The sequence below is a fragment of the Moraxella haemolytica genome (assembly GCF_030177935.1).
In the GTDB taxonomy this organism is placed as follows: Bacteria; Pseudomonadota; Gammaproteobacteria; order Pseudomonadales; family Moraxellaceae; genus Moraxella; species Moraxella haemolytica.
This window is the reverse complement of the sequence record NZ_CP089974.1, coordinates 1,155,726-1,180,871: the sequence shown is the minus strand read 5'-3', so window position 1 is coordinate 1,180,871 and position 25,146 is coordinate 1,155,726. Positions and strand designations below refer to the sequence as shown.

Annotated in this window: 25 protein-coding genes and 2 tRNA genes; 21 read left to right on the top strand and 6 right to left on the bottom strand. The window is 42.6% G+C overall.

Annotation, left to right across the window (positions count from 1 at the left end):
- Window positions 1-11 precede the first annotated feature (11 nt).
- The 4 genes from fabZ (at window position 12) to LU276_RS05555 (ending at window position 3,285) form a co-directional block, all read left to right on the top strand.
- On the top strand, window positions 12-536 hold the full coding sequence (gene fabZ, locus LU276_RS05570) for a 3-hydroxyacyl-ACP dehydratase FabZ (protein WP_284672892.1): 525 nt from the start codon (window positions 12-14) through the stop codon (window positions 534-536).
- A gap of 137 nt (window positions 537-673) precedes the next feature.
- Entirely contained in the window at window positions 674-1,447 is a 774-nt protein-coding gene (gene lpxA, locus LU276_RS05565) for an acyl-ACP--UDP-N-acetylglucosamine O-acyltransferase (protein ID WP_284672891.1), read from the top strand.
- Between the two features lie 211 nt (window positions 1,448-1,658).
- Window positions 1,659-3,167 (top strand): sodium-dependent transporter, encoded by a 1,509-nt coding sequence (locus LU276_RS05560; RefSeq protein WP_284672890.1) that lies wholly within the window; start codon window positions 1,659-1,661, stop codon window positions 3,165-3,167.
- A complete protein-coding gene (locus LU276_RS05555) occupies window positions 3,160-3,285 on the top strand; it encodes a methionine/alanine import family NSS transporter small subunit (RefSeq protein ID WP_284672889.1) in 126 nt (41 codons plus the stop codon). The genes LU276_RS05560 and LU276_RS05555 overlap by 8 nt, the downstream gene beginning before the upstream one ends.
- 103 nt (window positions 3,286-3,388) lie before the next feature.
- Here LU276_RS05555 and tgt read toward each other — a convergent pair whose 3' ends face one another.
- Both tgt and queA read right to left on the bottom strand, forming a co-directional pair.
- Entirely contained in the window at window positions 3,389-4,522 is a 1,134-nt protein-coding gene (gene tgt, locus LU276_RS05550) for a tRNA guanosine(34) transglycosylase Tgt (protein WP_284672888.1), read from the bottom strand.
- Between the two features lie 114 nt (window positions 4,523-4,636).
- Window positions 4,637-5,701, bottom strand: coding sequence for a tRNA preQ1(34) S-adenosylmethionine ribosyltransferase-isomerase QueA (gene queA, locus LU276_RS05545; RefSeq protein ID WP_284672887.1), 1,065 nt, complete (start codon window positions 5,699-5,701; stop codon window positions 4,637-4,639).
- 308 nt (window positions 5,702-6,009) lie between these two features.
- Here queA and LU276_RS05540 point away from each other — a divergent pair, with 308 nt between their 5' ends.
- The 3 genes from LU276_RS05540 to dacB all read left to right on the top strand — a co-directional run bounded on the left by LU276_RS05540 (window position 6,010) and on the right by dacB (window position 9,823).
- Window positions 6,010-7,212, top strand: coding sequence for an Mrp/NBP35 family ATP-binding protein (locus tag LU276_RS05540; RefSeq protein WP_373628549.1), 1,203 nt, complete (start codon window positions 6,010-6,012; stop codon window positions 7,210-7,212).
- A gap of 155 nt (window positions 7,213-7,367) precedes the next feature.
- Entirely contained in the window at window positions 7,368-7,937 is a 570-nt protein-coding gene (dcd, locus tag LU276_RS05535; protein ID WP_284672885.1) for a dCTP deaminase, read from the top strand.
- Between the two features lie 317 nt (window positions 7,938-8,254).
- Window positions 8,255-9,823, top strand: coding sequence for a D-alanyl-D-alanine carboxypeptidase/D-alanyl-D-alanine endopeptidase (gene dacB, locus LU276_RS05530; RefSeq protein WP_284672884.1), 1,569 nt, complete (start codon window positions 8,255-8,257; stop codon window positions 9,821-9,823).
- 69 nt (window positions 9,824-9,892) lie between these two features.
- Here dacB and LU276_RS05525 read toward each other — a convergent pair whose 3' ends face one another.
- A complete protein-coding gene (locus tag LU276_RS05525) occupies window positions 9,893-10,765 on the bottom strand; it encodes a cytochrome C assembly family protein (RefSeq protein ID WP_284672883.1) in 873 nt (290 codons plus the stop codon).
- Between the two features lie 69 nt (window positions 10,766-10,834).
- Between LU276_RS05525 and ffh the strand changes: the two genes are divergently transcribed.
- The 12 genes from ffh (at window position 10,835) to radA (ending at window position 21,504) form a co-directional block, all read left to right on the top strand.
- On the top strand, window positions 10,835-12,376 hold the full coding sequence (gene ffh / locus LU276_RS05520) for a signal recognition particle protein (RefSeq protein ID WP_284672882.1): 1,542 nt from the start codon (window positions 10,835-10,837) through the stop codon (window positions 12,374-12,376).
- 145 nt (window positions 12,377-12,521) lie between these two features.
- On the top strand, window positions 12,522-13,190 hold the full coding sequence (tsaB, locus tag LU276_RS05515) for a tRNA (adenosine(37)-N6)-threonylcarbamoyltransferase complex dimerization subunit type 1 TsaB (RefSeq protein WP_284672881.1): 669 nt from the start codon (window positions 12,522-12,524) through the stop codon (window positions 13,188-13,190).
- 103 nt (window positions 13,191-13,293) lie between these two features.
- Entirely contained in the window at window positions 13,294-14,136 is an 843-nt protein-coding gene (locus tag LU276_RS05510; RefSeq protein ID WP_284672880.1) for an undecaprenyl-diphosphate phosphatase, read from the top strand.
- A gap of 8 nt (window positions 14,137-14,144) precedes the next feature.
- Window positions 14,145-14,957: a class I SAM-dependent methyltransferase gene (locus LU276_RS05505; RefSeq protein ID WP_284672879.1), complete on the top strand. Its 813-nt coding sequence runs from the start codon at window positions 14,145-14,147 to the stop codon at window positions 14,955-14,957.
- Between the two features lie 20 nt (window positions 14,958-14,977).
- A complete protein-coding gene (locus tag LU276_RS05500) occupies window positions 14,978-15,250 on the top strand; it encodes a hypothetical protein (RefSeq protein WP_284672878.1) in 273 nt (90 codons plus the stop codon).
- Complete coding sequence (gene ubiA, locus LU276_RS05495; RefSeq protein WP_284672877.1) at window positions 15,247-16,122, top strand: 4-hydroxybenzoate octaprenyltransferase; 876 nt, start codon at window positions 15,247-15,249, stop codon at window positions 16,120-16,122. Before LU276_RS05500 ends, ubiA begins: the two co-directional genes overlap by 4 nt.
- Before the next feature lie 256 nt (window positions 16,123-16,378).
- Window positions 16,379-17,386 (top strand): KpsF/GutQ family sugar-phosphate isomerase, encoded by a 1,008-nt coding sequence (locus tag LU276_RS05490; protein WP_284674592.1) that lies wholly within the window; start codon window positions 16,379-16,381, stop codon window positions 17,384-17,386.
- Window positions 17,386-17,928 (top strand): KdsC family phosphatase, encoded by a 543-nt coding sequence (locus tag LU276_RS05485; RefSeq protein ID WP_284672876.1) that lies wholly within the window; start codon window positions 17,386-17,388, stop codon window positions 17,926-17,928. Before LU276_RS05490 ends, LU276_RS05485 begins: the two co-directional genes overlap by 1 nt.
- A 62-nt stretch (window positions 17,929-17,990) precedes the next feature.
- Complete coding sequence (lptC, locus tag LU276_RS05480) at window positions 17,991-18,548, top strand: LPS export ABC transporter periplasmic protein LptC (protein WP_284672875.1); 558 nt, start codon at window positions 17,991-17,993, stop codon at window positions 18,546-18,548.
- Between the two features lie 131 nt (window positions 18,549-18,679).
- Window positions 18,680-19,213 carry a lipopolysaccharide transport periplasmic protein LptA gene (gene lptA, locus LU276_RS05475; RefSeq protein ID WP_284672874.1) on the top strand — a complete coding sequence of 178 codons (534 nt, stop codon included), beginning with the start codon at window positions 18,680-18,682 and terminating at the stop codon, window positions 19,211-19,213.
- A gap of 74 nt (window positions 19,214-19,287) precedes the next feature.
- Window positions 19,288-20,019, top strand: a complete 732-nt coding sequence (gene lptB, locus LU276_RS05470; RefSeq protein ID WP_284672873.1) for an LPS export ABC transporter ATP-binding protein — start codon at window positions 19,288-19,290, stop codon at window positions 20,017-20,019.
- A gap of 69 nt (window positions 20,020-20,088) precedes the next feature.
- Complete coding sequence (radA, locus tag LU276_RS05465) at window positions 20,089-21,504, top strand: DNA repair protein RadA (RefSeq protein ID WP_284672872.1); 1,416 nt, start codon at window positions 20,089-20,091, stop codon at window positions 21,502-21,504.
- A gap of 134 nt (window positions 21,505-21,638) precedes the next feature.
- Here the strand turns inward: radA and LU276_RS05460 are convergent, their stop codons facing one another.
- Window positions 21,639-22,220 carry a septal ring lytic transglycosylase RlpA family protein gene (locus LU276_RS05460; RefSeq protein ID WP_284674591.1) on the bottom strand — a complete coding sequence of 194 codons (582 nt, stop codon included), beginning with the start codon at window positions 22,218-22,220 and terminating at the stop codon, window positions 21,639-21,641.
- Between the two features lie 812 nt (window positions 22,221-23,032).
- Between LU276_RS05460 and LU276_RS05455 the strand changes: the two genes are divergently transcribed.
- On the top strand, window positions 23,033-23,869 hold the full coding sequence (locus tag LU276_RS05455; RefSeq protein WP_284672871.1) for a D-Ala-D-Ala carboxypeptidase family metallohydrolase: 837 nt from the start codon (window positions 23,033-23,035) through the stop codon (window positions 23,867-23,869).
- Window positions 23,869-24,558 (top strand): hypothetical protein, encoded by a 690-nt coding sequence (locus LU276_RS05450; protein WP_284672870.1) that lies wholly within the window; start codon window positions 23,869-23,871, stop codon window positions 24,556-24,558. Before LU276_RS05455 ends, LU276_RS05450 begins: the two co-directional genes overlap by 1 nt.
- Window positions 24,559-24,677: 119 nt before the next feature.
- Here the strand turns inward: LU276_RS05450 and LU276_RS05445 are convergent.
- Window positions 24,678-24,764: transfer RNA gene (locus LU276_RS05445), tRNA-Leu, on the bottom strand.
- 61 nt (window positions 24,765-24,825) lie between these two features.
- Window positions 24,826-24,899, bottom strand: a tRNA-Cys gene (locus LU276_RS05440).
- Between the last annotated feature and the right edge of the window lie 247 nt (window positions 24,900-25,146).

Below are 25,146 nucleotides of genomic sequence, written 5' to 3'. Positions count from 1 at the left end.
AAGGATACACCATGTCAAATACCACCATCGATATTGATCTACTCACCCAAGAGGATTTGGACGCACTAAATGAGCGAGGGGTTATCTTGCCTTTAAAATACGACCAAATCAAGCACTATCTGCCACATCGTTATCCGTTCATGCTAATTGACCGTGTAACTGCTTGCTCGCCTAATCATTGGATTACTGGCTACAAGAACATTACAATCAATGAAGAGCTGTTCAATGGGCATTTTCCTGACAATCCCATCGTGCCAGGCGTACTGATGGTTGAAGCGATGGCTCAGTTGTCGGGTATTTTGGGTTTTATTAGTGCAGGTCAGACTTCTAAAAGTGGCTACTTGTATCTGTTTGCAGGTGTGGATAAGGTACGCTTTAAAAAGATGGTTAGTACAGGCGATACTTTGGTGATTCGTTCAAAGGCGACCAGAAGTGTGCGTGATATTTACAAGTTTGAGTGTACTGCTCATGTTGATGGTGAGTTGGCGTGTAGTGCTGAGATTATGATTGCTCGTCAAAATGTTGCTGATTTGTGATTGATGAATGTAGTGAGATGTATTAAACTAGGTAATAAATTTCAAGCTAAGACTTGGTTGGTTATACTAAATAGTATGACAATCATGTTAACTATAAAAATCATGGATAATACCATGTGGGAGTTTTTGGGGTAGGTATGAGCATTCACCCAACCGCCATCATTGATGAATCCGCCATCATTGATGAAACAGCTGTTATTGGTCCTTATTGTATTGTTGGTAAGAATAGTAAAATTGGTGCACACACGATACTAAAAAATCATGTCATTGTGGGTGAGAATACCACGATTGGTGAGCATAATGAGATTTATCAGTTTGCTAGTATTGGTGAAAATCCGCAAGATTTAAAATATGCAGGCGAGACGACTTATCTGGAAATCGGAGATTATAATTGCATCAGAGAGTCTTGCACCTTTCATCGTGGTACGGTTCAAGATCGTGGCTTAACTAAGATTGGTAGCCATAATCTATTTATGGTCAATACGCACATCGCTCATGATTGTGTGGTGGGTGATCATAATGTGCTTGCTAATAATGTTGGTGTGGCAGGGCATAGCCATATTGGTCATTATGTGATTATCGGTGGTCAGTCAGGTATCCATCAGTTTTGCCGTATCGATGATTATAGTATGATTGGTGGTGCAAGTCTCGTCTTAAAAGATGTGGCGGCATTTACGATGGTTTTGGGCAATCCTGCTAAGACGCATGGCATCAATAAAGAGGGTATGCGTAGAAAAGGCTGGAGTGCCGAGACGATTAAAATACTAGACGATGCTTATCGGGTGGTATTTCGCTCAGGTCTGATTCGTGGGCAGGCATTAGATGAATTACAAAAGCTGGTCGTTCATGAACCTAAGGTTCAGCTGTTTATCAACTCTCTACAAAATAGTCAGCGAGGCTTAACTCGCTAATTTAATCCGTTGATACAAAAACCCATAACTTTTAGCTAGGGGTTTTTGTATTTTATTTTATTTGACTTTTGTTTATTAATAAATCAAACTATTATAGCAACAATACTGCAAGATATATTTGTAAGGTTGTTAATTAATAGGTAAGTAATCAGTGATCGTTGGGCTGATTGTGCCATGACGATGAAAAATGATAAACAGATAAGGAGAGTTTATGTCTGTGCAACGAGAAAGTTGGTCGGCACGCTCTGGATTTATTTTGGCTGCCATTGGTTCGGCAGTCGGCTTAGGGAATATTTGGCGTTTTCCGTATGTTTCTTATGAAAATGGTGGTGGTGCGTTTTTTATTCCGTATTTGATTGCCTTAGCGACAGCAGGTTTCCCACTATTGTTTTTGGATTATGTGGTTGGGCAAAAGTACCGTGGTGCACCGCCAACCGCTTATGGACGCATGGTAAAATCTGCCGAAGGCGTGGGTTGGTGGCAAGTATTGGTCTGCTCTGTCATTGGTATTTATTATGCTAGCGTGCTTAGCTGGGCAGGTCAATATACCCTGTACTCATTTAGCCAAGCGTGGGGCGAAGATACAGAAAGTTTCTTTTTTAATCACTATCTACAAAACGGCTCAGGGTTAGATTTTACCTTTGTGCCAAGCCTATTCATTGGCGTTGTGGTGGTGTGGGCAATTGTGCTATTCATCATGTATGGTGGTATCAGAAAAGGCGTTGAGCTGGTTAATAAGATTTTTATTCCATTGCTTGTTGTTATGTTTGCCATTATGGTGATTCAAGCGGTGCGTCTGCCAGGTGCAGTTGAGGGTCTTAATACCTTCTTTACACCAAACTGGGCGGCGATGGCAAACCCAAAAGTATGGCTTGCGGCTTATGGTCATGTGTTCTTTTCAATGTCTATCGGCTTTGGTATTATGGTAACTTACTCATCATACCTAAAAAAGAACGCCAACCTGACAGGTTCTGGACTGATGGTTGGTTTTGCCAACTCATCATTTGAAATCTTAGCGGGTATTGGTATTTTCTCGGTGCTTGGCTTTATGGCGGCGGCATCAGGCAAGCCTGTGGCAGAAGTTGTCTCTGGCGGTATTGGCTTGGCTTTCGTGGCTTTCCCAAAAATCATCTCAAGCATGGGTGATGCTGGCACGATTATCGGCGTGTTGTTCTTTGCTTCGCTATTTGTAGCAGGTCTGACCTCGATGGCAAGTATTATTCAAGTGCCAATCTCTGCGGTTGAAGATAAATTTGGTTGGTCGCACAAAAAAGCCGTTACCATCGTTGGTGGCATTTCGGCAATCATTTCTATTGTACTGTTTTCAACTAAGACGGCGATTACCTTTGTTGATATCATCGATCATTTTGCCAATAATATTGGCGTGGTGTTTGGTGCGATTTTGTCAATCATCTGGGTAACTTGGCTAAACCGTGGTTTGCTTGATAAACTTATCCGCCACATCAATGGTATTTCAAGTGTCAAAGTGGGTGCAGGTTGGTCGTTTGTATTAACTGTAATTACGCCAATCTCATTGATTGCTGCGTTGGTACTTAGCCTAAAATCACTGCTGACCGAAGGTTATGATAGCTATAACTTCATCACGCAACTTATCTTTGGTTGGGGTGTGGTAGCAATCTTTGCTATCGGGGCAATGCTACTAACAAAAGCTCGTGGACATAGTTCTCATGGCGAACAAAAGGGAGATTATTATGAATAGCACAGCTTTAATTATCATGATAATAGCATTGGCTGCTATTTGGGGTGGCTTGATTTTATCCGCCATCCATTTGATAAAAAACCCTGATATTGATATGGATGAAGTACCAAGTGAGTAATTTGCCAAGTTGGTGAGTGGCTCACTCAGTTAAAAAACACACGCTTTATTGGGCGTGTGTTTTTATCTGGTTTTAAGAAGTTGAGTTTGCCGATATTTTGTAATCAGCTAAGCTCTAATGCAGGCACTTCCAACCCTTGTTTGGTATAAAATTGTGCCACAAATGCCCCAAAACGGTCTTCTTCAATACTGGCTCTAATGCCTGCCATGAGATTTTGATAAAAGCGTAGGTTGTGAATGGTGTTTAATTGAGCAGATAGCATTTCATTGCATTTGTGCAGATGATGTAAATAGGCACGGCTAAAATTCTGGCAAGTATAGCAGTCGCATTCACTATCTAAGGGTGATGTGTCATGACGATGGACAGCATTTTTGATTTTTATCGCCCCTGTTGATGTGAACAGATGACCGTTTCTTGCGTTGCGAGTTGGCATGACACAGTCAAACATATCCACACCACGACGCACCACCTCAATAATATCAACAGGAGTGCCTACGCCCATCAAGTAGCGTGGCTTATCGGACGGCATAAGATTGGGTAGATAATTGAGTACGCCCATCATCTCATCTTTTGGTTCGCCCACCGAAAGACCGCCAATGGCATAGCCATCAAAAGGCATCTTTAACAGTCCTGATAGCGATTTTTCACGCAAATCTCGATACATAGAACCTTGAATGATGCCAAACAGAGCATTTTTATTGCCCAGTTTTTGATGTTCATCAATGCACCGTTGCCCCCAGCGAAGTGAAAGCTCTAAAGATTTATCCGCCTCAAGATGGGTGGCAGGGTAAGGTGTGCATTCATCGAACTGCATGACGATATCGGAGTTTAGCGATTTTTGGATTTGCATTGAAATCTCAGGCGACAAAAATACTTTAGCTCCGTCAATCGGCGAGCGAAAATACACGCCTTCCTCTTTGATTTTACGCATTGCTCCAAGACTAAATACCTGAAAACCACCAGAATCCGTCAAAATTGGTTTATCCCAACCGATAAAGTCATGCAGTCCGCCAAACTGATCAATAACAGCAGTGGTAGGGCGAAGCCATAGATGAAAGGTATTGCCCAAAATGATGTCTGCACCGATGGCATGGATGTCTTTAGGTAGCATCCCTTTGACAGTGCCATAAGTTCCTACAGGCATAAAAGCAGGGGTCTGTACTTGTCCGTGTGCTAAATGAACCGTGCCTCTTCTGGCACGAGTGGTAGAGCAGGTGTTATGTAGAGTAAATTTCATATGATTGGTCTTAATTGGTAATGTGGGTGAATTTTTTAACAGTGCTATTTTTACAAGGTTATTTTGATAAAGTCATCATAATAAAAACCTGTTATTTTGCCTATCGGTCTTGTGTTAGTTTTTATCCAGTAACATTGCATCGCCATAGCTAAAAAAGCGATAACGCTCACTGATGGCATGAGCATAAGCTTGTTTGATGTTGTCAGTGCCAGCAAAGGCAGACACAAGCATCAGCAGGGTGGATTTGGGTAGATGAAAATTGGTAATCAATCTATCCACCACACCAAAGTGATAAGGCGGATAAATAAAAATTTGTGTATCACCACTAAACTCGGTCAGTTTGCCATCTACACGATGTAGATGGGCGGTCTCTAGCGTACGAGCAACGGTCGTGCCTGCAGCGATGATTTTCCCACCATTTGCCTTGGTTTCATTGATTTGATTGGCGGTTGCTTGTGGCAAGTGAGCGTATTCAGCGTGCATGATATGCTCTGATAGATTCTCTGCTTTAACAGGAGTAAAAGTACCTGCACCAACTTGAAGCGTTACAAAGGCAATCTTAACACCTTGATTTTTTAATTCATTTAGCACTTTTTCATCAAAATGTAGGCTTGCGGTTGGTGCAGCAACACTGGCCGCTTTGGCAGGGTCATAAAATACCGTTTGATAACGAGTGTCATCATCTTGGTCGGCTTTGCGTTCAAAATAAGGCGGAATAGGCATCTGCCCATAGCGTTCCAAGTCTGGTAAAATCGGTGCATTAAACTGCAAGATGAATAAGTTTTTGTTTCGTCCACACATGGTGGCTGTTATGTTGCCGTCCGCCAAACTGACTGTCTGCCCAAGTTTTAGGGCACGACTAGAGCGAACATGACCGTGAGCGATGCGTTGCTCATGATTGGTGATGCGTTCAATAAGCACCTCCACCGCACCACCTGTATCCTTAATGCCAAATAGCCGAGCCTTCATCACTTTAGTGTCGTTTAACACAAGCAAGTCGCCTTTATTTAATAGGCTGGGCAAATCGGTGAATGCCAAATCCGTGCGTCTGTTGCCTTGCACATGAAGCAGGCGAGAAGCTGAACGCATAGCGAGCGGATAACGAGCGATGAGTTCGTCAGGTAAATGGTAATCAAAATCGGCGGTCAGTAGTGGCGTGGTCATGAGTTTTGTTTTCATAAAAAGCCTATTCTATCAAATTTTTGGCAAAAATTGGATGTTCTGCTGATTTTTTCTTATAAAATTAAACGATATCTTTGTTGGGCTGTTCGTAAATCGCTTAGATGGTTTCAGTCATGCTTGTTTGGATGTTTTATATGGCGACATAGACCAAAGCTTAGGGCTGATGGGTTATTTGGTTGATTTTGATAAAAGCAATGTATGACCTAATAAAATCATGCTACAATAAAGTAAGTCTATCATATGGCGGTTTTGCCAAAAACATACGCTAACTAACATTGATACCAATCCATAACCAATAAGATACCATGTTTAATCCCTTTAAAAAGAAAACAACCATCAGCATGACTGATATTAATAAAGTGATGAGTGAATTTACTTTATATGAGCAGTCGTTGGCGACTTATATAGATGGTCATGAGCTAAGTGGCGATACACTAAACCTAACCCTAAAAGTGCATAAAAATGCCAACCAAGCCGAGCTTGAAAAGGTGTATCACGACCTAAGGAGCAGACTGCATCTAATTGGTGTTGGGGAGGTAAATCTTAATGTTGTTTTGTCTGATAAAGTTGCCCCAACTGGCACAAAAATAGATATCAGTGGTCAGCAAAAGACGGGTGTGCAGAATTTTAATCCCAATAACAGTGTTCAAGATGGCAGTGATGCCATGTCAGAGCAATCTACACCCACCAAATCCGTCTCTAGGCAGTCTGATATCGCTGTGCATCCACGCATTCGCCATATCATTGTTGTGGCATCTGGCAAGGGGGGTGTGGGTAAATCTACCACCACTGTGAATATCGCCCTTGCTTTACAGAAGCTTGGTAAGAGAGTAGGTATCTTAGATGCCGACATCTATGGGCCATCTGTGCCTGATATGCTTGGTGTGGTAGGGGTAAAACCTGCTGTTGAAAACGATCAATTTGTACCAATAGATGCTCATGGGCTTGCTATGCTCTCTATTGGTAGCTTGCTAGAGAGTGATAATACCCCAGTGGCATGGCGTGGCATCAAGGCGACAGGTGCTTTGATGCAACTATACAATCAGACTAACTGGCCACATCTTGACTATCTGGTTATTGATATGCCGCCTGGTACGGGCGATATTCAGTTAACCCTTGCTCAGCGTATTCCGATTACAGGAGCGGTGATTGTTACTACGCCACAGCACATCGCTTTACTTGATGCTCAAAAAGGCATGGAAATGTTTTTTAAGACTGATATCCCTGTTATTGGTGTGGTGGAGAATATGGCACTACACACTTGCACGAATTGTGGTCATGTAGATGCTATTTTTGGGGAAAATGGCGGCAAGGGTCTAGCCAAGCGTTATCAAGTGCCATTATTGGGACAGCTTCCGCTTGCCACAGGCATCCGTGAGAATATGGATAAAGGCAGTCCAAGCGTGCTATTGGGTGATGACTTTTCGGTGTATTATGAGCATATCGCTAACAATATTGATGGTCAAATTGGTAAGTTTGATAAAGGAGAAAGTGGGCGGATATTTTAATTGGCTTGATAAAAAGTCTAATGCAATATCGGTACTTTAAATTGCCTAAGTCATCATTATCCTTTATAATGCAAAAATTTTTAGTAGCGTATTGTTTGTGGTTTTAGCCATAAGGCAAAGAATTTTACAATAAATATTTTAAGTGAGAAATCATTATGTCCATCAAGTCAGACCGCTGGATTCGTCAAATGGCGACAGAGCATCAGATGATTGCTCCGTTTGAGCCAAACCAAATCCGCCATAATGAACAAGGCGATAAAATCGTCAGTTACGGCACATCAAGCTATGGCTATGATGTTCGCTGTGCCAATGAGTTTAAGGTGTTTACTAATGTGCATTCCGCCATTGTTGACCCTAAAAACTTTGATGAAAAAAGTTTTATTGATATTGTCGGTGATGAATGCATCATTCCGCCAAACTCATTTGCATTGGCTCGTACGGTAGAGTATTTTAAGATTCCACGAGATGTGCTGACCATCTGTTTGGGCAAATCTACTTATGCACGCTGTGGAATCATCGTTAATGTTACACCCTTAGAGCCTGAATGGGAAGGCCATGTTACTTTGGAATTTAGTAATACCACCAATCTACCTGCACGCATCTATGCAGGCGAGGGCGTGGCACAGATGCTATTTTTTCAATCTGATGAGGTGTGTCAAACTTCCTATAAAGACCGTGGTGGTAAATATCAGGGACAGACAGGCGTTACATTACCGAAAACTTAATGTCATTGAGTGATACTTGGTTACATAAGTTAAACCGCAATTTTCAAAAGATTGTTCTACAATGAGCGATCTTTTGTTTTTTATGACTATTTTGGTTTAAGATTTGGCAGGTTGGATATTGGCGAAAAATCACCAGTTTGATGCTAAAATGGCACGCCAACGAGCAAGAAAATAGCCCAAAAGCTAAATCATTTTGAGCCAGAAGAAACCATTAAATGGAATGATTATTTGTCATCAGTGATTAAGGCATGGGTCTTGGCATTAACAGGATGCGTGGGCTGTGTTTTGTGGAAATAGACTAAAAAGATGGAGCGAGTATGTACCGTCAATGTTTGGTGGCAGCGTTTGGGCTGATGGCTCAAGTTGGGCTGGCAAATTCATCGGAGATTTCTAATACATCAATACAGAGCATTCATGATGATATCCATGAGCAGGCACTACCCCATGCCATCAAAGCTAAGATGATGGCGGCAGGGCTGTCTGACGAAGAGATAAGTCTGTGGATTGAGCCATTAGACGGCATTAGTATTGCAAAAACACCCACTCAAGCCATTAGACGACATACTCCAATCGTCCGCCACCGTGCCGATAAGCTGCGTACACCTGCATCCACCCAAAAGCTCATCACAACCTTGATTGCTCTGCACACTTTGGGGGAGAACCACCGTTGGTTTACTCGTATCTATCCTAAGGGTGTGATATTAAATGGGGTGCTGTATGGCGATTTGGTCATCAAAGGCTCTGGCGATCCTTCTATGACGCATGATAGACTTGTTGCCATGCTTGAGCAAGTACAAAAGCAAGGCATACGCCATATTCATGGTGATATCATCATTGATAACTCAGCTTTTACCAATGTTAAATACGACATTCAGGCTTTTGACGGGCAGGGGTTTCGTGCTTATAATGCTGCACCGAATGCTTTTTTGGTTAATTTTGGCACAGTGGAAGTTGATGTTTTACCATCAGGGCATGATAAGTTGGTACAGATTGGTAATAAAAAAGCCATTGCTTTTACCCCGACAGACGCACAAAGTGCTGCTGTGCGAGTGTTGCCACCACTTGATGATTTTGATGCACCAACTCAAATCGCTGCTAATCATACCAGTTGCTTAAACGACACCAAATTTCATCTGACGGATACAAAGCTGACCATCTTAAGTGGTACACGGGCTTCTTGTGGTAGGCGGTCTTATTGGCTAACTTTTGCTGATTCGGATACTTTAGCACTCAAGGCGGTAAAGGGTGTTTGGCGGTCACTAGATGCTAAATTTTCAGGTCATGTTCGCATACAGACGGATGTTGATAGCCCGACTATTGCATGGCTTAGCTATCCATCTAGACCGCTATCAGAGCAGATTTATCTTATTAACCAATACTCTAATAATGTCATGACCGAACAGGTGGCATTATCGTTGCCATTATCCATACCGATGTCAGGACAGTCTAAGATGAGCGACTACTCTCGTGCGTTTAACTTCATTAATAAATGGTGGCAGACACACTTAACCACGCAACCGCCCATCATGAGCAGGGCATCTGGATTGTGCAGGGATTGTGGCATTACAACAAGTGCGATGGCGGATTTGTTGATATTTGCTTATCATCAGCCAAATTTTGAGGTGTTCAAGGAGTCATTACCGATTGCAGGGCAGACAGGGACAATGCTGTCTTTGGCAGAGCGTGATGCTAGCCATCCTGCCATCGGTCGTGCTTATGTCAAGACAGGCACGCTCAACAATGTCAAAAGTTTGGCTGGATATGTGATGGATACACAAGGCAGATGGTATGTGTTGGTTGCCATCATCAACGCCCCTAATGTGGGGCATGATAGCCGTGCCACCGCTGTGCTTGATGAGACTTTGAGCTATATTGCCACACGCTGACGGTAGATTGGGCTAAAATAAAAACAGCCCTTAGTTGGGCTGTTGTGTGAATGATGGGTTTTAATGATTTTATATCAACAACTCAAGCACTGCCTTTGAGCCAACAAAACCAACAGCAAGTAAAATAAAGCCATAGATGGTAAAATTAGCAGCACGCTTGCTACGCCAGCCAAAGCGGTAATGTCCGATGATAAAAATACCAAAGATAAGCCATGACAGCACGCTAAAAAACAGCTTGTGAGCGATGTGCTGTGCCATGATATCATAAGTTGAGACAAAGCCAAGACCTAAGGCGATACTTAAAATCACAAAGCCAGCTAAAATCATGTCAAAAAGCAAGTTTTCCATGCTCTGCAAACTTGGTAGCTTACTTACCCAAAAACGATGAATGGTCTGATGTTTTAGCTCTCGGATTTGTAGTTTTAGAATGATTGCTTGTACAGTCGCCATCAGTAGTACACAATAAGCAGCAAAAGACAGTAAAATATGGGCTTGTAGTATTGATGTCAGCTCACCTAAAGGTTCGTACGGTGCTCGCCCAAAAAACCCCACACTAAGACCAGCTAAAGCAGTTGGGACGGCAAGTATGCCCAAACTCATGATGGGGCGATATAAACAAAACAACACAAAAAACACCAAAAAAAACAGACTGATTAGGCTGATGGTGTTAAAAATGTGTAGATTAAGACCGTAGGCAGTGATGATTTGCGGAAATAATAAAAACGCATGCAGTCCTGCACCGATCAATAAGGCGGTGATAAAAATTTGTTTGTTAATGGGTTGTTGTTTGGCGAGTTTTTGATACAAAAAACCAACAACTGTTGCATAAATTATCGCAGTGATGACATAGATACTAAGCACAAGAACCCCTAATTTGGATAAAAATTGCAAAAAACGAGCATTTTTTATCACACCTTTTAATTTAAATTGGCATAATTGCATAATTTATCATAAAATAGACGGTATTTGTAGTTTTCGCATTGTTTGATTTTAGATTAATTTGGAAAAATTATGTTTGATACGCTAACCGAACGACTTTCTGACAGCCTTCGCAACATCGCTGGTACAGGACAGTTGACTGAAGATAACATTAAAGATACACTGCGTGAAGTGCGTATGGCACTTTTAGAGGCGGATGTGGCACTACCTGTAGCTCGTGAATTTGTCGCTAAGGTCAAAGAAAAGGCATTGGGTCAAGAGGTGCTCAAAGAGCTTGCTCCAGGTCAGGCTTTTGTTAAAATCGTTTATGATGAACTTACCGAGATGATGGGTTCTGCCAATCAGTCTTTGGAGATGACAGGAAAATCGCCTGTTGTCTATCTGTTGGCAGGTCTGCAGGGTGCAGGTAAAACCACGACTGCAGGTAAACTTGCCAAATACATTCAAGATAAACAAAAGAAAAAAGTCATGCTTGTGTCGGCTGATGTATACCGTCCTGCTGCCATTAATCAGCTTGAATTTGTCGCAGGGCAAGTTGGGGCGATGTTCGTGCCATCAAGTGTGAGCGAAAACCCTATTGATATTGCCCGCCGTGCTATTGAAGAAGCAAAAATCAAGTATGCCGATATCCTAATTATTGATACTGCAGGTCGCTTGGCGATTGATGAGGAGATGATGGATGAGATTAAGGCATTAACAGCAGCGGTCAACCCAACCGAGACTTTGTTTGTTGTGGATAGCATGACAGGTCAGGATGCGGCTAATACCGCCAAAGCCTTTAATGACGCATTGCCGTTGACAGGTGTCATTTTGACCAAAACTGATGGCGATGCTCGAGGTGGGGCGGCGTTGTCGGTGCGTGCCATCACAGGCAAGCCGATTAAGTTTTTGGGTCGTGGTGAGAAACTAGAAGCACTGGAGTTATTCCACCCAGAACGAATCGCACAAAGAATCTTGGGTATGGGTGATGTGTTAAGTTTGGTTGAGGAGGTTGAGAATAAGATCGACCGTGAGCAAGCTGAACGCATGGCAAAAAAACTCCAAAAAGGTGGTGAGTTTGACCTAGAGGACTTACTCAATCAGTTCCAGCAAATGAAAAATCTAGGCGGTATGGCAGGCTTTTTGGATAAAATGCCAGGCATGGGTGGTGCCGATTTACAAAAAGCGATGGAAGAAGCAAAACCTGAAGAGAAGGTTAAAGAGATGGAGGCACTCATTCACTCAATGACGCCATTTGAACGCCAAAACCCTGATAAGATTACCCCTAGCCGAAAACGCCGTATTGCTGCAGGCTCAGGCAAACAAATCCAAGATGTCAATCGCTTGCTTAAACAACACAAGCAGATGGCAAAAATGATGAAGATGATTAGCCGTCCTGATGGCATTGGCAAGATGATAAAAGCGGTGCAAGGTTTAACCAAAGGTATGTCGGGTGGCGGTGGGCCATTGTTTGGTGGTGCAGGTAAAGCTCAGGCAGGTATGAGTGAAGCACAGATGAAACAATCAATGGCTGAGTTGGGGCTTAATCCAAATAATATGCCAAGCATGGAGGAGATGCAAAAACGAATGCAAGCGATGGAAGGGCAATTTCCAAACTTTAAAAAGCGTTTTTGATGCGTCATGGCAAAAAACACTCAAGACCTAACTGAGTGTTTTTTGTCTTTCATTATTGAAAAATTAAAATTACCCAAACAATTACCGAAATTAAGCCGTCTGTATTAAAGTGGTGGCAGAAGATTAAGCGAGTGTGTGAGCTGTTATGTTAGTTGCATTTGATACTATTTTTGATCAATGTGCCATTGCTGTGATGACTGCTGATGGGCAGATGATTTATGATAAGTCGGTGGCAGGTTCTCGTGGTCAGACAGAGATTATCCTGCCGATGCTTGATGAGGCTTTGAATGAGCTTGGTATTGATGTCAAAGAGGTTTTGGCATGGGCGTTCAATCGAGGGCCTGGTGCATTTAGTGGTATCCGCATCAATACAGCGGTGGTACAGGCATTATCGGTGGCAAATGATGCCCCATGTGTCGGTATTTCAAGCCTTAAGGCATTGGCACATGCGTTAATATCCAAAAAAAATCTACCCAATAACAGCCGTATTACCAGTGTGATAGATGCCAGACAAAACCAAGTTTATGCAGGTGATTTTGTGTTAGCTGATGGTGCTTTGGTAGTCAAAGATGAATACCTGCTGGATTATGACAGCGTGGTTGTTTCTGATGTCATTGTGGGCAATGGTGCTGATTTAATACAAAGCACGGCACAAAAATTAAACTTAGAGCCTACCGCTTATCACATCGCACAGCTTGCTTATCCGATATGGCAAGCAGGTGGTGCGATCAGTGCTGAGCAGGCTTTGCCAGTGTATCTACGCCATAATGCCTGGAAAACACTTGCCGAACAAGGTAAAAAACAAGCGAATTGATGACTGTTTGTTTGTGAGAGCGTTTTAAAATATCGTCTCAATCACCATGGTCATAAGAACGGTAATAAAACAGCTAACTTAAATCACTGATTAAGCCAATATTATGGATATTTTACTTTTCTTAAAAGCTATTGTCATGGGCATCGTTGAAGGTGTGACGGAATTTTTGCCCATATCAAGTACAGGCTACATGATTTTATCTGCCGATATCATGGAGTTTTGGGATAAGGACAAACGAAATTTGTTTATCGTTTTTGTTCAACTTGGGGCGATTTTGGCGGTGATTTATGACTATTGGGGACGGCTATGGACAGCGTTGATGGGGTTATTGACGGGTAAGTCGAGCAACATGAGTAACCCTAGATTGCTAGGCATGGCACTTATTGTTGCCACACTGGCTGTCATGGTGGCGGGTTTTACGCTAAAAGATTTTATTACAGATGTGTTGTTTCATCCACTCATTGTGGCGATGATGCTAATCATTGGGGCGATACTTATTATTTATGTTGAAAAACACCCAAAGGCAGTTCAGGCACAAGAAGCTGAACACATTGATGTTAAAATGGCATTAAAGATTGGTTTGGTGCAGTGTTTGGCACTCATACCTGGCACAAGCCGTTCGGGTTCGACCATCATTGGTGCATTATGGTTTGGGGCATCTCGCAAGGCAGCGACCGAGTTTTCGTTCTTTTTGGGTATTCCTGTGATTATCGGTGCGGCACTTTTGGATTTATTAAGTAATAAAGATGTGCTACAGATGGGGCAGGATTGGGCGGTTTTGGCAGTAGGAACGGCAGTTTCGTTCATCGTGGCATTGCTGTGCATTCGTTTGATGGTGGCATGGGTGTCCAAAAAAGACTTTATGATTTTTGCGTATTTGCGTATTATTACAGGGTTGGCGGTGCTAGTGGTTTATTTTCTTTTTGACTATCAGATTCAAGGCTGATGTACTGCATGGATATTTTGGTTGTTGGTACAGATGCTGATGCTAGGATTTTTGATGAGCTTGTCTTGTTGAGTGCTCAATATGATTTGCCACTGACTTTATCCTTTAAACTGCTATCAAAGGTGAATGATAAGTTTATCTTGACAACCATCTTGGATTATCCGGATAGTACCATCATTGCCATCATAAAAAACAGTCCTGCCATCATTTGGGCAAGCGATAATGGCATCATGAAATCATCACTTCACTGGCAAGCATTGACCAAACGAATCGTTAATGCAGGGCGAAAGTCTGAGTTGATTTTGCAGGCGTGTAAATTGAACGCTCAGATGACAGTGATTGATGGTATGGCAGGTTTTGGGCATGATGGGTTGATTTTGGCGAGTACGGGCGTGCAGTTGCACATGATGGAGCGACAGCCACTCATGGCGTTGTTGCTATTTTATGAGCATGGACTGATGAGTGGCAATCAAAACTGGCAAAAATTACTGTCTTGCATTCATATTCATTATGGGGATTTTTTACTAAGTGAGCTTGGGTTACCAAAGGTGGATTTGGTGTATCTTGACCCCATGTTTCCTGCTGACAGCTACACCGCCAAAGTGGGCAAGAATATGCAGGTGCTACATGAGCTAGCACCGCCACCAAGTAGTGATGATGAACGACTGCTTTTGACGCAGGCAATGCGTACGGCGGTCTGCGGTGGTAGGGTGGTTGTCAAGCGTCCAATATCTGCCCCTTATCTGTCTGGTCAAATACCGGCACAAAGCATCGCCAATGATGCGATTCGCTTTGATAGATATCAAGTAACAACATCTTGAACTGTGTGATATAAGGAGTGATGATGCAATACGAATATGTGATCATGTTGGTGGTTTTGATTATGGCGTGGCAGAATTTTTCTTTAAGACGCAAAATAAAACAACTGTGGCAAACGATGGATAAGACCAAATACATCGATTATTATGCAAAGATTGTACATCAAACCAAAGACCAGACAGTAGCTGTTAAGAAACTGTGTCAGGCATTTCCTGAACTTAACTTATTGCAAGCGGTGGAGATTAGTCAAATCGCCCATCAGCAGTCTGCTGTTCAAAAAGAGTCAGGGGTATGAATTTTTTGGATAAACTCATCGCTTGGCTTGAGCTGACTCGCTTTGATAAACCTGTTGGTACAGAGTTGTTGCTATATCCGACTTTATGGGCAGTATTTTTGGCGAATGCAAAACTTGGGCAACTGCCTAGTGTGCGGTATGTGTTGATTTTTGCACTTGGGGCGATTCTTATGCGGGCGGCAGGCTGTGCCATCAATGATTATGCGGATCGCAAGGTTGATGGGCAAGTCAAGCGAACCAAAAATCGCCCATTGGCAGATGGTAGACTGTCTGCTCGTACGGCGGTGCTAAGTTTTGTGGTACTGGTTTTATTATCGGCAAGTTTGTTGTTTTTTTTGCCTGTGCAGGTGTTTTATTGGTCGCTTGTGGCGGTCGCTCTTGCCTTTATTTATCCGTTTATGAAGCGATATACGCATCTGCCACAAGTGGTACTGGCGGCGGCATTTGGCTGGGCAATACCGATGGCGTATGTTGCTAGTACTGGCAATGTTGATTTTTGGGGCTGGTTGTTGTTTGTTGCGTATATGTGCTGGACGGTGGCTTATGACACCCAGTATGCCATGTGTGATAGAGACGATGACCTAAAAGTGGGCGTAAAATCGACCGCTATTTTATTTGGTCGCTACGATGTGATGATTGTTTGTGTGCTAAATGCTGTATTTTTGGGGTTGATGACATGGGTATTTCATCATTATTTTACAGCATGGACAAAATGGCTTTTGTTGCCTGTGGTGGGGTTATTTGTCTATCAATACACTTTGATTGCTCATCGTGAACGCCTGTCTTGCTTTAAATCATTTCGCCATAATGTATGGGTGGGTCGTTATGTCTTTTTAGTGACGGTAGTTGCGTGTGTGTGGCACTTTGGTTAATAGGGGTGTTAAATGCGTGGATTATTTGTGTATTTTATTGTTTTTCTTGTTATTTATACCCAAAAATACCATGAAATCAGCGTAAATTAACCTCAAATATGATATCATGACAAGAATCCACCACTCAAATACAAGTCATTAAGACAGTGTAGTATTTAAACACTATTATTATGGGGTTTTGATGGGTAGCGGGTTTTCATTCATGGATTTAAAACTTGATATGAGCTCAATGCAGGTTAAAATGGCTGTCGGTAAGATGATAAATACTCAAATAAACGAATCAAATCAGTACTCACACAGGGCTTACAGTACAGATTTTATCCAAGAAGCAATCAACGCCATCCGCACAGAACAGCAAGCTCTTGATTTGCTGATTGATGAGCTTGATGAACGCTTTAGTCAGGCGTGCGAGCTGATTTTGTCATGCCAAAGGCGAGTGGTTGTAACAGGCATGGGAAAATCAGGGCATATTGGACGCAAGATTGCAGCGACTTTGGCGTCAACAGGCACGCCTGCCTTTTTTGTGCATCCTGGTGAAGCAGGGCATGGCGATTTGGGTATGCTAGTCAAAGGCGATGTATTGATTGCCATTTCTAATTCTGGCGAGTCCGATGAGATTCGTATGCTGATTCCTGTGGTAAAGCAACTTGATATCCCACTTATCAGTATCAGTCGTGATGGTCGTGGTTTTTTGCCACAGTCGGCGGACATTGCTTTGACTTTGGGCAAATCAGAAGAAGCATGCCCATTGGGTCTGGCTCCTACATCAAGCACAACGGCAACACTGGCATTGGGCGATGCATTGGCGGTAGCACTATTGCACGCACGAGGCTTTACTAGCAATGACTTTGCTCTTTCACACCCAGCAGGGGCTTTGGGGCGTAAGTTGCTTACTCGAGTGCAAGATTTGATGCACACAGAAAACCTGCCTGTAGTCAATCATGATGCCAGTTTGCACGAGACATTGCTTGTGATGACCAGCGGTCGTTTGGGGCTTGCGGTGGTGATGAATGATATTGATGAGGTAGTGGGTGTCTTTACCGATGGCGATTTACGCCGAAAATTGGCAGGGTCTACCAAATTGACCGTTAAGATTGGCGACATCATGACCAATAGTCCCAAACATACCACCAAAGAAGTCCGAGCATCGGATGCACTTAGCATGATGAATGAATACAGCATCAGTCAGTTGCTTGTTTTAGATGAGGGAAAACTGGTGGGTGTGCTAAGCATTCATGATGTGATACAAGTTGGAGTAAGCTAATGAATGACATTACCAACCCAAGCTCAAAAATTCTAGAAAAAGCAAGCAAGATTCAGCTTTTAGCCATGGATGTTGATGGAATTTTATCTGATGGTAAAATCATCTATAATTCCTACGATGTTGAGACAAAAGCTTTTTATGTACAAGATGGTGTGGGCATCGTAGCCCTAAGGCAAGCAGGCATCATCTTGGCAATCATCACAGGGCGTAGCTCACCGATGGTGGTACGCCGTGCAACTGAACTTGGCATTCATCATGTCGTGCAAGGAAGAGATGATAAATACACAGCATTGTCCGCTCTTGCCGACAAGCTGGGTTTGCCATTAGAAGCGTGTGCTTATATGGGCGATGACCTACCTGATTTAAAGGCAATTCGTGAGGCAGGACTTGGTATTAGCGTGCCAAATGGTGTGCTGATTGTACAAGAGTATGCCGATGTCATTACCACTAGCAGGGGTGGCGAAGGAGCTGTCAGACAAGTATGCGAACTGATACTAAGAGCTCAAAATCAGTATGATGCGTTTATTGATAGGTTCTTATGATGACCATGATGGCTTATTGTATCTTTTGTCAAATTTTGTCTAGATGAATTGGTGTTGTGCGAATGAATGTTAGGATTTTAAGCGTATTTGGGATTATGGCAATCATGGTGGCAGCTTGGTTCTTTTATCAAGAAGAGGCCCAAATCAAACCTGCCACCCCATCAACTCCTGATATGTTTTATGAGGTTACCAAGCTTACAGCGACCCAAACCAACGAACATACAGGCGAGGCTGAATACACACTGACGGCAGACTCGCTGACTCAAAATGCCGCAGGCGAAGATGAAATGCTTGACGCAACCATGTATTGGCAACCATCAAAATCGGAAAAATACACCATCATCGCTAAGCGAGCCGTTCTTGACCAGATGACTGGAGAGATGAAGTTATCTGATGGTTTTAGTTTGACTCGTGAAGCGACTGATAACAAACCAAAACTTGTGATTGAGGGCGGTCAGCTAAATGGCAATACAAAGACTCGCCTACTGTCTAGCGATCAGCCTTTAAAGATTACCAATGAGCAAGATAGCTTTAAGGCAAAAGGCATGAGTGCAAATCTTGAGTTGGGTGAGTATGAATTTTATCAGATTGAAATGCTGTATCATGCCGCCAGTAGGTAAGATAGATCCTTATTTTAGGATTTCTAAATTGATTGATAAGTCTGATGATTTGTTGATTGACGGTTGCTTTAAATAAGCCCAATCAGCCATCTGAAGTTTACTTTTATTTTAAGACCATTTGAGAATAGTTTATGTCCATTGTTTCTACTCTTTTAAAATCAGCCTTATTTGTTGGCGTGTTTGGTTTACCTGTCCTTATTACAGGAGCGAATGCACTGCCTTCTGATGCCAATCAACCCATTCGCCTTTTGGCGGACCGTGCGACTTATGTGGGTAGAACGGGGGTTACGACTTATTCGGGTAATGTTACTATTGAGCAGGGGACTTTAAAAATCGCTGCCGACAATCTTACTTTAAACCTAAGTGGTGATCGCAAAATAACTTCAGCGGTTGCGTCAGGAAAGCCAGCAACATTTCAGCAAATCGTTACCAAAGAGAAGGGGGCTGCTAAAGGACAAGCAAACCGTATTGATTATAATGCCGTAACAGGCATTGTCACTCTAACGGGTAATGCCAAGCTAACTCAAGCAGCCTCAAGTTTTTCAGGCAATACCATTCGCTATAGTCTAAAAGCAGGTGATGTAGAAGCTACTGCAGGTGCTGGTCGCCGTGTAGAACTGGTCTTTCCGCCAAGTGATAACGGCTCGCATCAAGGCTTGCGTTGATTCGCTGATTAAAATGGGGCGAATTGTCCTATTTTGATGATTAGACTACACTCATTAAACAAAAAAGGAAAATCATGTCAAATACGACATTGAGCATGCGTCATCTGGGCAAGCGTTATGGCCAGCGTTGGGTGGTCAAAGATGTTTCATTTGAAGTTGAGCAAGGTCAGGTGGTTGGTATTCTAGGGCCGAATGGTGCAGGCAAGACGACCAGTTTTTATATGGTGATTGGGCTAGTGCCAATGGATCGTGGTCAAGTAATGCTTTTTGATGTGGATTTGTCCAAAAAATCCATGCATGAGCGTGCTGCTCAAGGTATTGGCTATCTGCCACAAGAAGCGTCTATCTTTCGCAAACTAACCATTGAGCAAAATATCATGGCTATTTTGCAGATGCGAAAAGATTTGGATAATAAGGCTAAAAAGCACGAGCTTGAAAAGCTAATGGAAGAGTTTCACTTAGAGCATGTGCGTCATTCTTTAGGCATGAGCGTCTCAGGTGGTGAGCGTCGCCGTTGTGAGATTGCCAGAGCACTAGCAAGCAACCCCAAGTTTATCTTACTTGATGAGCCTTTTGCAGGGGTTGACCCCATCTCGGTGGGTGATATTAAAGATGTCATCAGTACCCTAAAGGCTCGTGGTATTGGTGTACTTATTACTGACCATAATGTCCGAGAGACTCTTTCTATCTGCGAAAAGGCGTATATTGTCTCAGAAGGTGCTATTATTGCTGAAGGCACTCCCAATGATATCTTGGTGAATGAGTTGGTACAAAAAGTGTATTTGGGCAAAGATTTTTCAGTGTAATGGGTAGATTGGTTAATGCTTAGTTAATCAATAAAAATAAAGCAAGGCGATAACAATAAGATAATCATCATGGCAAAAAAATCATCCTCTTATGTTTGCCAATCCTGTGGGGTAAATTTTGGTAAATGGTCGGGGCAATGTGCCGATTGTGGCGAATGGAATAGCTTGGTTGAAGCACCTGATGTCAGTATGCCACACCATAAAATTCCCAAAAAAAGCACAATTTCCACCACGAAGAATGCAAACTATGCAGGGGCAACATCTGGTGTGATGAGCCTAGATGATGTGGGTGTTACGCTTGAGACTCGTATGCCAACAGGCATAGGAGAGTTTGACCGTGTGCTTGGTGGGGGGTTGGTGGCAGGCTCGGTGGTGCTGATTGGTGGCGACCCTGGTATTGGTAAATCAACTATCTTGTTACAGACTGCCACCAACATGGCAGTCAGTGATTCTTTAGCAGGTTCAGCACTATATATCACAGGCGAAGAAAGCCTGTCGCAGGTTGCCATGCGTGCTAAGCGACTAGGCTTACCAACCGATAGATTGCGTGTGCTTGCCGAGACCAATGTTGATACCATCTGTTTGGCATTATCAGTAGAACAGCCTGCAGTAGCAGTGATTGACTCAATACAGACGCTATTTACTGATGCAATACAGTCTGCACCAGGCGGTGTGGCTCAGATTCGAGAGTCGGCGGCAATTTTGACACGCTATGCCAAGCAGACAGGAACGGCATTATTTTTGGTGGGTCATGTAACCAAAGAAGGGGCACTGGCAGGACCTCGTGTGCTTGAGCATATGGTGGATACGGTGCTGTACTTTGAAGGAGAGTCCGACAGTCGTTTTCGCATGATTCGAGCAGTAAAAAATCGTTTTGGGGCGGTTAATGAGCTGGGTATTTTTGGCATGACGGATGTAGGGTTAAAAGAAGTTGCCAATCCATCGGCGATTTTTTTAAGTCGCTACGAAAAGCCCATCGCAGGCTCTGTGGTGATGGTCAGTAGAGAAGGCACTAGACCGCTACTTGTTGAAGTTCAGGCACTGGTTGATGATGCACACGCACAGCCAAGACGCATGGCTCTTGGCTTGGACTATCAAAGACTGTCTATGCTACTTGCGGTCATGCATCGTCATGGCGGCATTCACACCAGTGGGCAGGATGTGTATGTCAATGTCGTTGGTGGTGTTAAGGTTATGGAGACTGGCTCAGATCTGGCGGTACTCTTGGCTTGTGCTTCTAGCCTTAGAGAAAAGGCCTTACCACCTCGTTTGGCGGTTTTTGGTGAAGTGGGCTTATCAGGTGAGATTCGCCCTGTGCCAAATGGCCAAGAGCGATTGCGTGAAGCGATGAAGCATGGATTTACGCACGCCATTATCCCTAAGGCGAATGCACCTAAGGCGGATAATGATCAGTTTCGTGGCATTCAGGTGATTGCAGTAGATAGGCTAGATCATGCCATTAACTGTGCATTTGAACTGGTATAGACTTGCTGATTATTATATTTATTAACTGACAATAAATTATTACGACATGACTAAAAAAACAGTCTGTTATTAAGGCTGTTTTTTATTTATCCAAGTTGTGAAACGAGTGGGTGTATGAGTTGTTGATTTGTGGATTATTCAGGTCCATCAACACGCTCAATGATGACATTGCCTGTACTACGCTGGGTCAAGCCAATGACTTTGGCAGCACCGTAGGATAAATCAAGTACACGGTCGCCTTGAAACGGACCACGATCATTGACTTTAACAACGACAGATTTGCCATTATCCTTGTTGGTAACCTTGATGTAGCAGTTTAGTGGTAGTGAGCGATGAGCAGCGGTCAATGCGTTCATGTTGAAAGTTTCGCCACTGGCAGTTTTGCGACCATGAAACTGGCGGCCATACCAAGAAGCTATGCCAGTTTGTTTAAATTTATTCATGGTATTTGATGCGGCGGCTGTCAATTTTTCTAGGACAGGCTCATCTTTGGTTTGTGATTTGCTTGGTTGGGTTAGTAATGGACTATTAAAAGTCGGTGAGACAGGTTGTCTGGCTGATTTTACTAGGCTTGATGCTCCGTTATGCTGACGAGTTAGTTCGTCAAGCACCTGCTCGATGTTGGCACCTTTATTATCTGTAGCAATCGCTGGGTTGCCTAAAGTTGCTGCTAATGCGATGCTGGTAGTAAGTACATATTTATTCATGTGTTTCATGAAAAGAACCTCTTTGGTGTTTGGTGCATTTGCTATAGAAAGGTTCATCTGACGCACCAAGCCATTTGATGAATTTATTTCATTGCATTGCATATGGTAAATACATTCATCAAAGGCAAATCATGGTTATCTTCTTGTGCGTCATCATGATAATAATAACGCATGATAATAGCATGAGAGTAAGTACCTAAAATCAAGGTTTTTTTTTGCGTGGTTTATCATGATTAAGTAGTGGATAAACACTGCGTTTGAGCTTAAACAGATGGCTGTTGAATTTAGGTTTTAAAGAAAGTGTTATGTACTTTAACTAAAAGATACATCTAAACATTCATCATCTATCAAAAGCTAAATTATGACGCTTGATAAAAACTACTATTGCAATTTGGTCTTGTTTATATAGTAACACTATTTTGATAAATCACAAGTATATTAATTCTATAAAAATCATTAGGTTAAATGATAATTGTCAGCCAATAGCATTTGGTTTTCTTAGAATTTAACTGGTTGGTGGCGTTGTATGGCGTGGATAATTTGCAATTGCAAAGTTAACCGTGTTTGATGGTTAGCGAGTGGTTTTTGGTATATTAAGTAGATAATAGTTTAGAAAATCTAAATAAAAGAAAAAAATGATATTTTAAATTATTGGGCTAGATAATGGATGTTTTTCATTTGATGAATTTGGTAGTATAATGACATTTTTGGCGTGCGTCATTGAAGCTAGATATTTTATTTGTGCGGTATTGGTGTCTTAAATCTGTTATGATATGACAGATATTGTTGTTTATTATAATGGGTTGTATGGGGTCTTATTTATGATTTTGGATATAAACAATCAGCATAAAAAACTGCCATCTTGGGCGGTTGTGCTGGGTGTATGCACCGCCTTTGGGCTAAGTGCTTGTGCTGGCACACCTTTAGAGTCAAATACGCAGACCATCAAAGTGGTAAAAAAATACACCCAAGTTCCATCAAGCAAACCCATTTTATCCCAACCATCAACCGAACCTAGAACGCTTTTGGTTATCAATCATGATGATCACCAGCACAGTCATGAACTCCCAAGAAAGGTGGGTACTAAGGAAGATTTTGAGACTTGGCTAAGAACGCATCCACATCATCAATCTCAAGTTTTTGCTTATGAGCAGTATCTTGCTGCGGCACTTGGTGGACGACTACCACCCATGCATGAGCTTTTGACGACAGCACGCTCTTGGCAATCGTGTGGTTATGAGCCTTATGAAGTGCCACCCCAAGAGCTATGGTCATCGATGGTGCCTACATTAAGATTGTATGACGAACTTCTAACTTTAGGGATTCTACCTGCTGACACACAGATACGCTCGGTGTATCGCAATCCTGAGTTGAACCGTTGTGCAGGCGGAGCACCCAGCAGTAAGCACATGAGTAATGGGGCGATAGATATTTGGGTGCCTAGCTTTGAGATGGGTAGCAGCCAACTATATCAGTTGCAAGAAGGGTTGTGCGAATATTGGCTATATCAAGGCTTGGAGCATAATTTTGGTCTGGGGCTGTACGCCACAGGAGCAATCCATCTAGACACGCAAGGTTATCGTAAGTGGGGAGCTCAGTTTTCTCAAAGTCATTCACTCTGCCGTTACACTCCACCAAAGAACAGCGAGTCAAATTGATGATGAATGAGCAAAATGCACATTGTCGTCATGTACTAGATTTGCTTGGGGTCAATCTTTGGGCAAAGACGACCACGACCATCCATAGCCTCCCTGCCGTAGCGTTTGATCGCTTTAATCAAAAGTCATCAGTTGGTTTAGATGGTTTGGCGTCAGTCAATCAGCCATCACAGCCATCTGATGTGGTTTACGATGTCATGGATGGTGTCAATGAAGCTGATCAGTCCGATAAAATGGAAGTGTTGGATTGGCAAGAGGTGGCTACCAATATAAGCACAAAACACGATGCTGATATCAGCTACGAGGTTGAGGGTATTCGTGCAGGCAAGTGGGTGCTAATAGCTGATGTTAGCACCAGTAGTCGTGAGGAACGATTGGTTTGGATGTCGCTAAAGTCTGCCCTATCTTGTTGGGCGAAGGATTGTGGATGTTTTTTTGATTTTCATCGTATCAGCTATCCTATGAGTGATGAACTCTCAAGTACACCAACCCTAGCCCAGATATGTTTTGATGGCTTTGTACTGCGTTTGCAGATGCTAGAGGAATTTTCTGAACAGGTCATTTTGCTTAATGATCTAAATGAATACATCACGCATCAAAGCAAGATAGATAAAGAGATACCAACTTTGGCAGTAATAACAAAAGACGCAAGCAGAAAAAAACAATTATGGCAGCTAATCACGACTTAGGTGGTGTGGTTATTTAACGGCTTTATCTGTTTAATTGGTGGGTTGAATAGATGGGGTGCTTGAATTGACCAAAAAATAAAACCCTTGAAATATCAAAAATATTTCAAGGGTCTTGAAGATGGTGCCCGGGGCCGGACTCGAACCGGCACGCTCGTGAGAGCGAGGGATTTTAAATCCCTTGTGTCTACCAATTTCACCACCCGGGCGAGAGTATTTTTTTAAATCATTAATCTATAACGATTAAAAAAACTTAAAAATAATCTAAAATGGAGGCTGGAGTCGGAATCGAACCGGCGTACACGGAGTTGCAGTCCGCTGCATGACCACTCTGCCATCCAGCCTTATTAAGTTGGACGCTATGATAACAAAATTTTGTAAAAATGCAAGAACTTTTTTGCAAAATTTTTTATTTTTATAAAAATTCTGCTTTTTTAATGATTATGATGCATAGTTGTACATACTTTTTATAAAAAAGCAATCTAATTTTTTGACAAACTGTGTAGAAAAACCCAAGTTTATCAACGCTTTTTTGGGTATAATAAAAGCCTTTTTTGCATGAATGCAACAAGAGAAAATAGACAGTATGGT

Coding starts and splice junctions, on each gene's coding strand:
- fabZ (WP_284672892.1), top strand. CDS start 12: ATGTCAAATACCACCATCGATATTGATCTACTCACCCAAGAGGATTTG.
- lpxA (WP_284672891.1), top strand. CDS start 674: ATGAGCATTCACCCAACCGCCATCATTGATGAATCCGCCATCATTGAT.
- LU276_RS05560 (WP_284672890.1), top strand. CDS start 1,659: ATGTCTGTGCAACGAGAAAGTTGGTCGGCACGCTCTGGATTTATTTTG.
- LU276_RS05555 (WP_284672889.1), top strand. CDS start 3,160: ATGAATAGCACAGCTTTAATTATCATGATAATAGCATTGGCTGCTATT.
- tgt (WP_284672888.1), bottom strand. CDS start 4,522: ATGAAATTTACTCTACATAACACCTGCTCTACCACTCGTGCCAGAAGA.
- queA (WP_284672887.1), bottom strand. CDS start 5,701: ATGAAAACAAAACTCATGACCACGCCACTACTGACCGCCGATTTTGAT.
- LU276_RS05540 (WP_373628549.1), top strand. CDS start 6,010: ATGTTTAATCCCTTTAAAAAGAAAACAACCATCAGCATGACTGATATT.
- dcd (WP_284672885.1), top strand. CDS start 7,368: ATGTCCATCAAGTCAGACCGCTGGATTCGTCAAATGGCGACAGAGCAT.
- dacB (WP_284672884.1), top strand. CDS start 8,255: ATGTACCGTCAATGTTTGGTGGCAGCGTTTGGGCTGATGGCTCAAGTT.
- LU276_RS05525 (WP_284672883.1), bottom strand. CDS start 10,765: ATGCAATTATGCCAATTTAAATTAAAAGGTGTGATAAAAAATGCTCGT.
- ffh (WP_284672882.1), top strand. CDS start 10,835: ATGTTTGATACGCTAACCGAACGACTTTCTGACAGCCTTCGCAACATC.
- tsaB (WP_284672881.1), top strand. CDS start 12,522: ATGTTAGTTGCATTTGATACTATTTTTGATCAATGTGCCATTGCTGTG.
- LU276_RS05510 (WP_284672880.1), top strand. CDS start 13,294: ATGGATATTTTACTTTTCTTAAAAGCTATTGTCATGGGCATCGTTGAA.
- LU276_RS05505 (WP_284672879.1), top strand. CDS start 14,145: ATGGATATTTTGGTTGTTGGTACAGATGCTGATGCTAGGATTTTTGAT.
- LU276_RS05500 (WP_284672878.1), top strand. CDS start 14,978: ATGATGCAATACGAATATGTGATCATGTTGGTGGTTTTGATTATGGCG.
- ubiA (WP_284672877.1), top strand. CDS start 15,247: ATGAATTTTTTGGATAAACTCATCGCTTGGCTTGAGCTGACTCGCTTT.
- LU276_RS05490 (WP_284674592.1), top strand. CDS start 16,379: ATGATAAATACTCAAATAAACGAATCAAATCAGTACTCACACAGGGCT.
- LU276_RS05485 (WP_284672876.1), top strand. CDS start 17,386: ATGAATGACATTACCAACCCAAGCTCAAAAATTCTAGAAAAAGCAAGC.
- lptC (WP_284672875.1), top strand. CDS start 17,991: ATGAATGTTAGGATTTTAAGCGTATTTGGGATTATGGCAATCATGGTG.
- lptA (WP_284672874.1), top strand. CDS start 18,680: ATGTCCATTGTTTCTACTCTTTTAAAATCAGCCTTATTTGTTGGCGTG.
- lptB (WP_284672873.1), top strand. CDS start 19,288: ATGTCAAATACGACATTGAGCATGCGTCATCTGGGCAAGCGTTATGGC.
- radA (WP_284672872.1), top strand. CDS start 20,089: ATGGCAAAAAAATCATCCTCTTATGTTTGCCAATCCTGTGGGGTAAAT.
- LU276_RS05460 (WP_284674591.1), bottom strand. CDS start 22,220: ATGAAACACATGAATAAATATGTACTTACTACCAGCATCGCATTAGCA.
- LU276_RS05455 (WP_284672871.1), top strand. CDS start 23,033: ATGATTTTGGATATAAACAATCAGCATAAAAAACTGCCATCTTGGGCG.
- LU276_RS05450 (WP_284672870.1), top strand. CDS start 23,869: ATGATGAATGAGCAAAATGCACATTGTCGTCATGTACTAGATTTGCTT.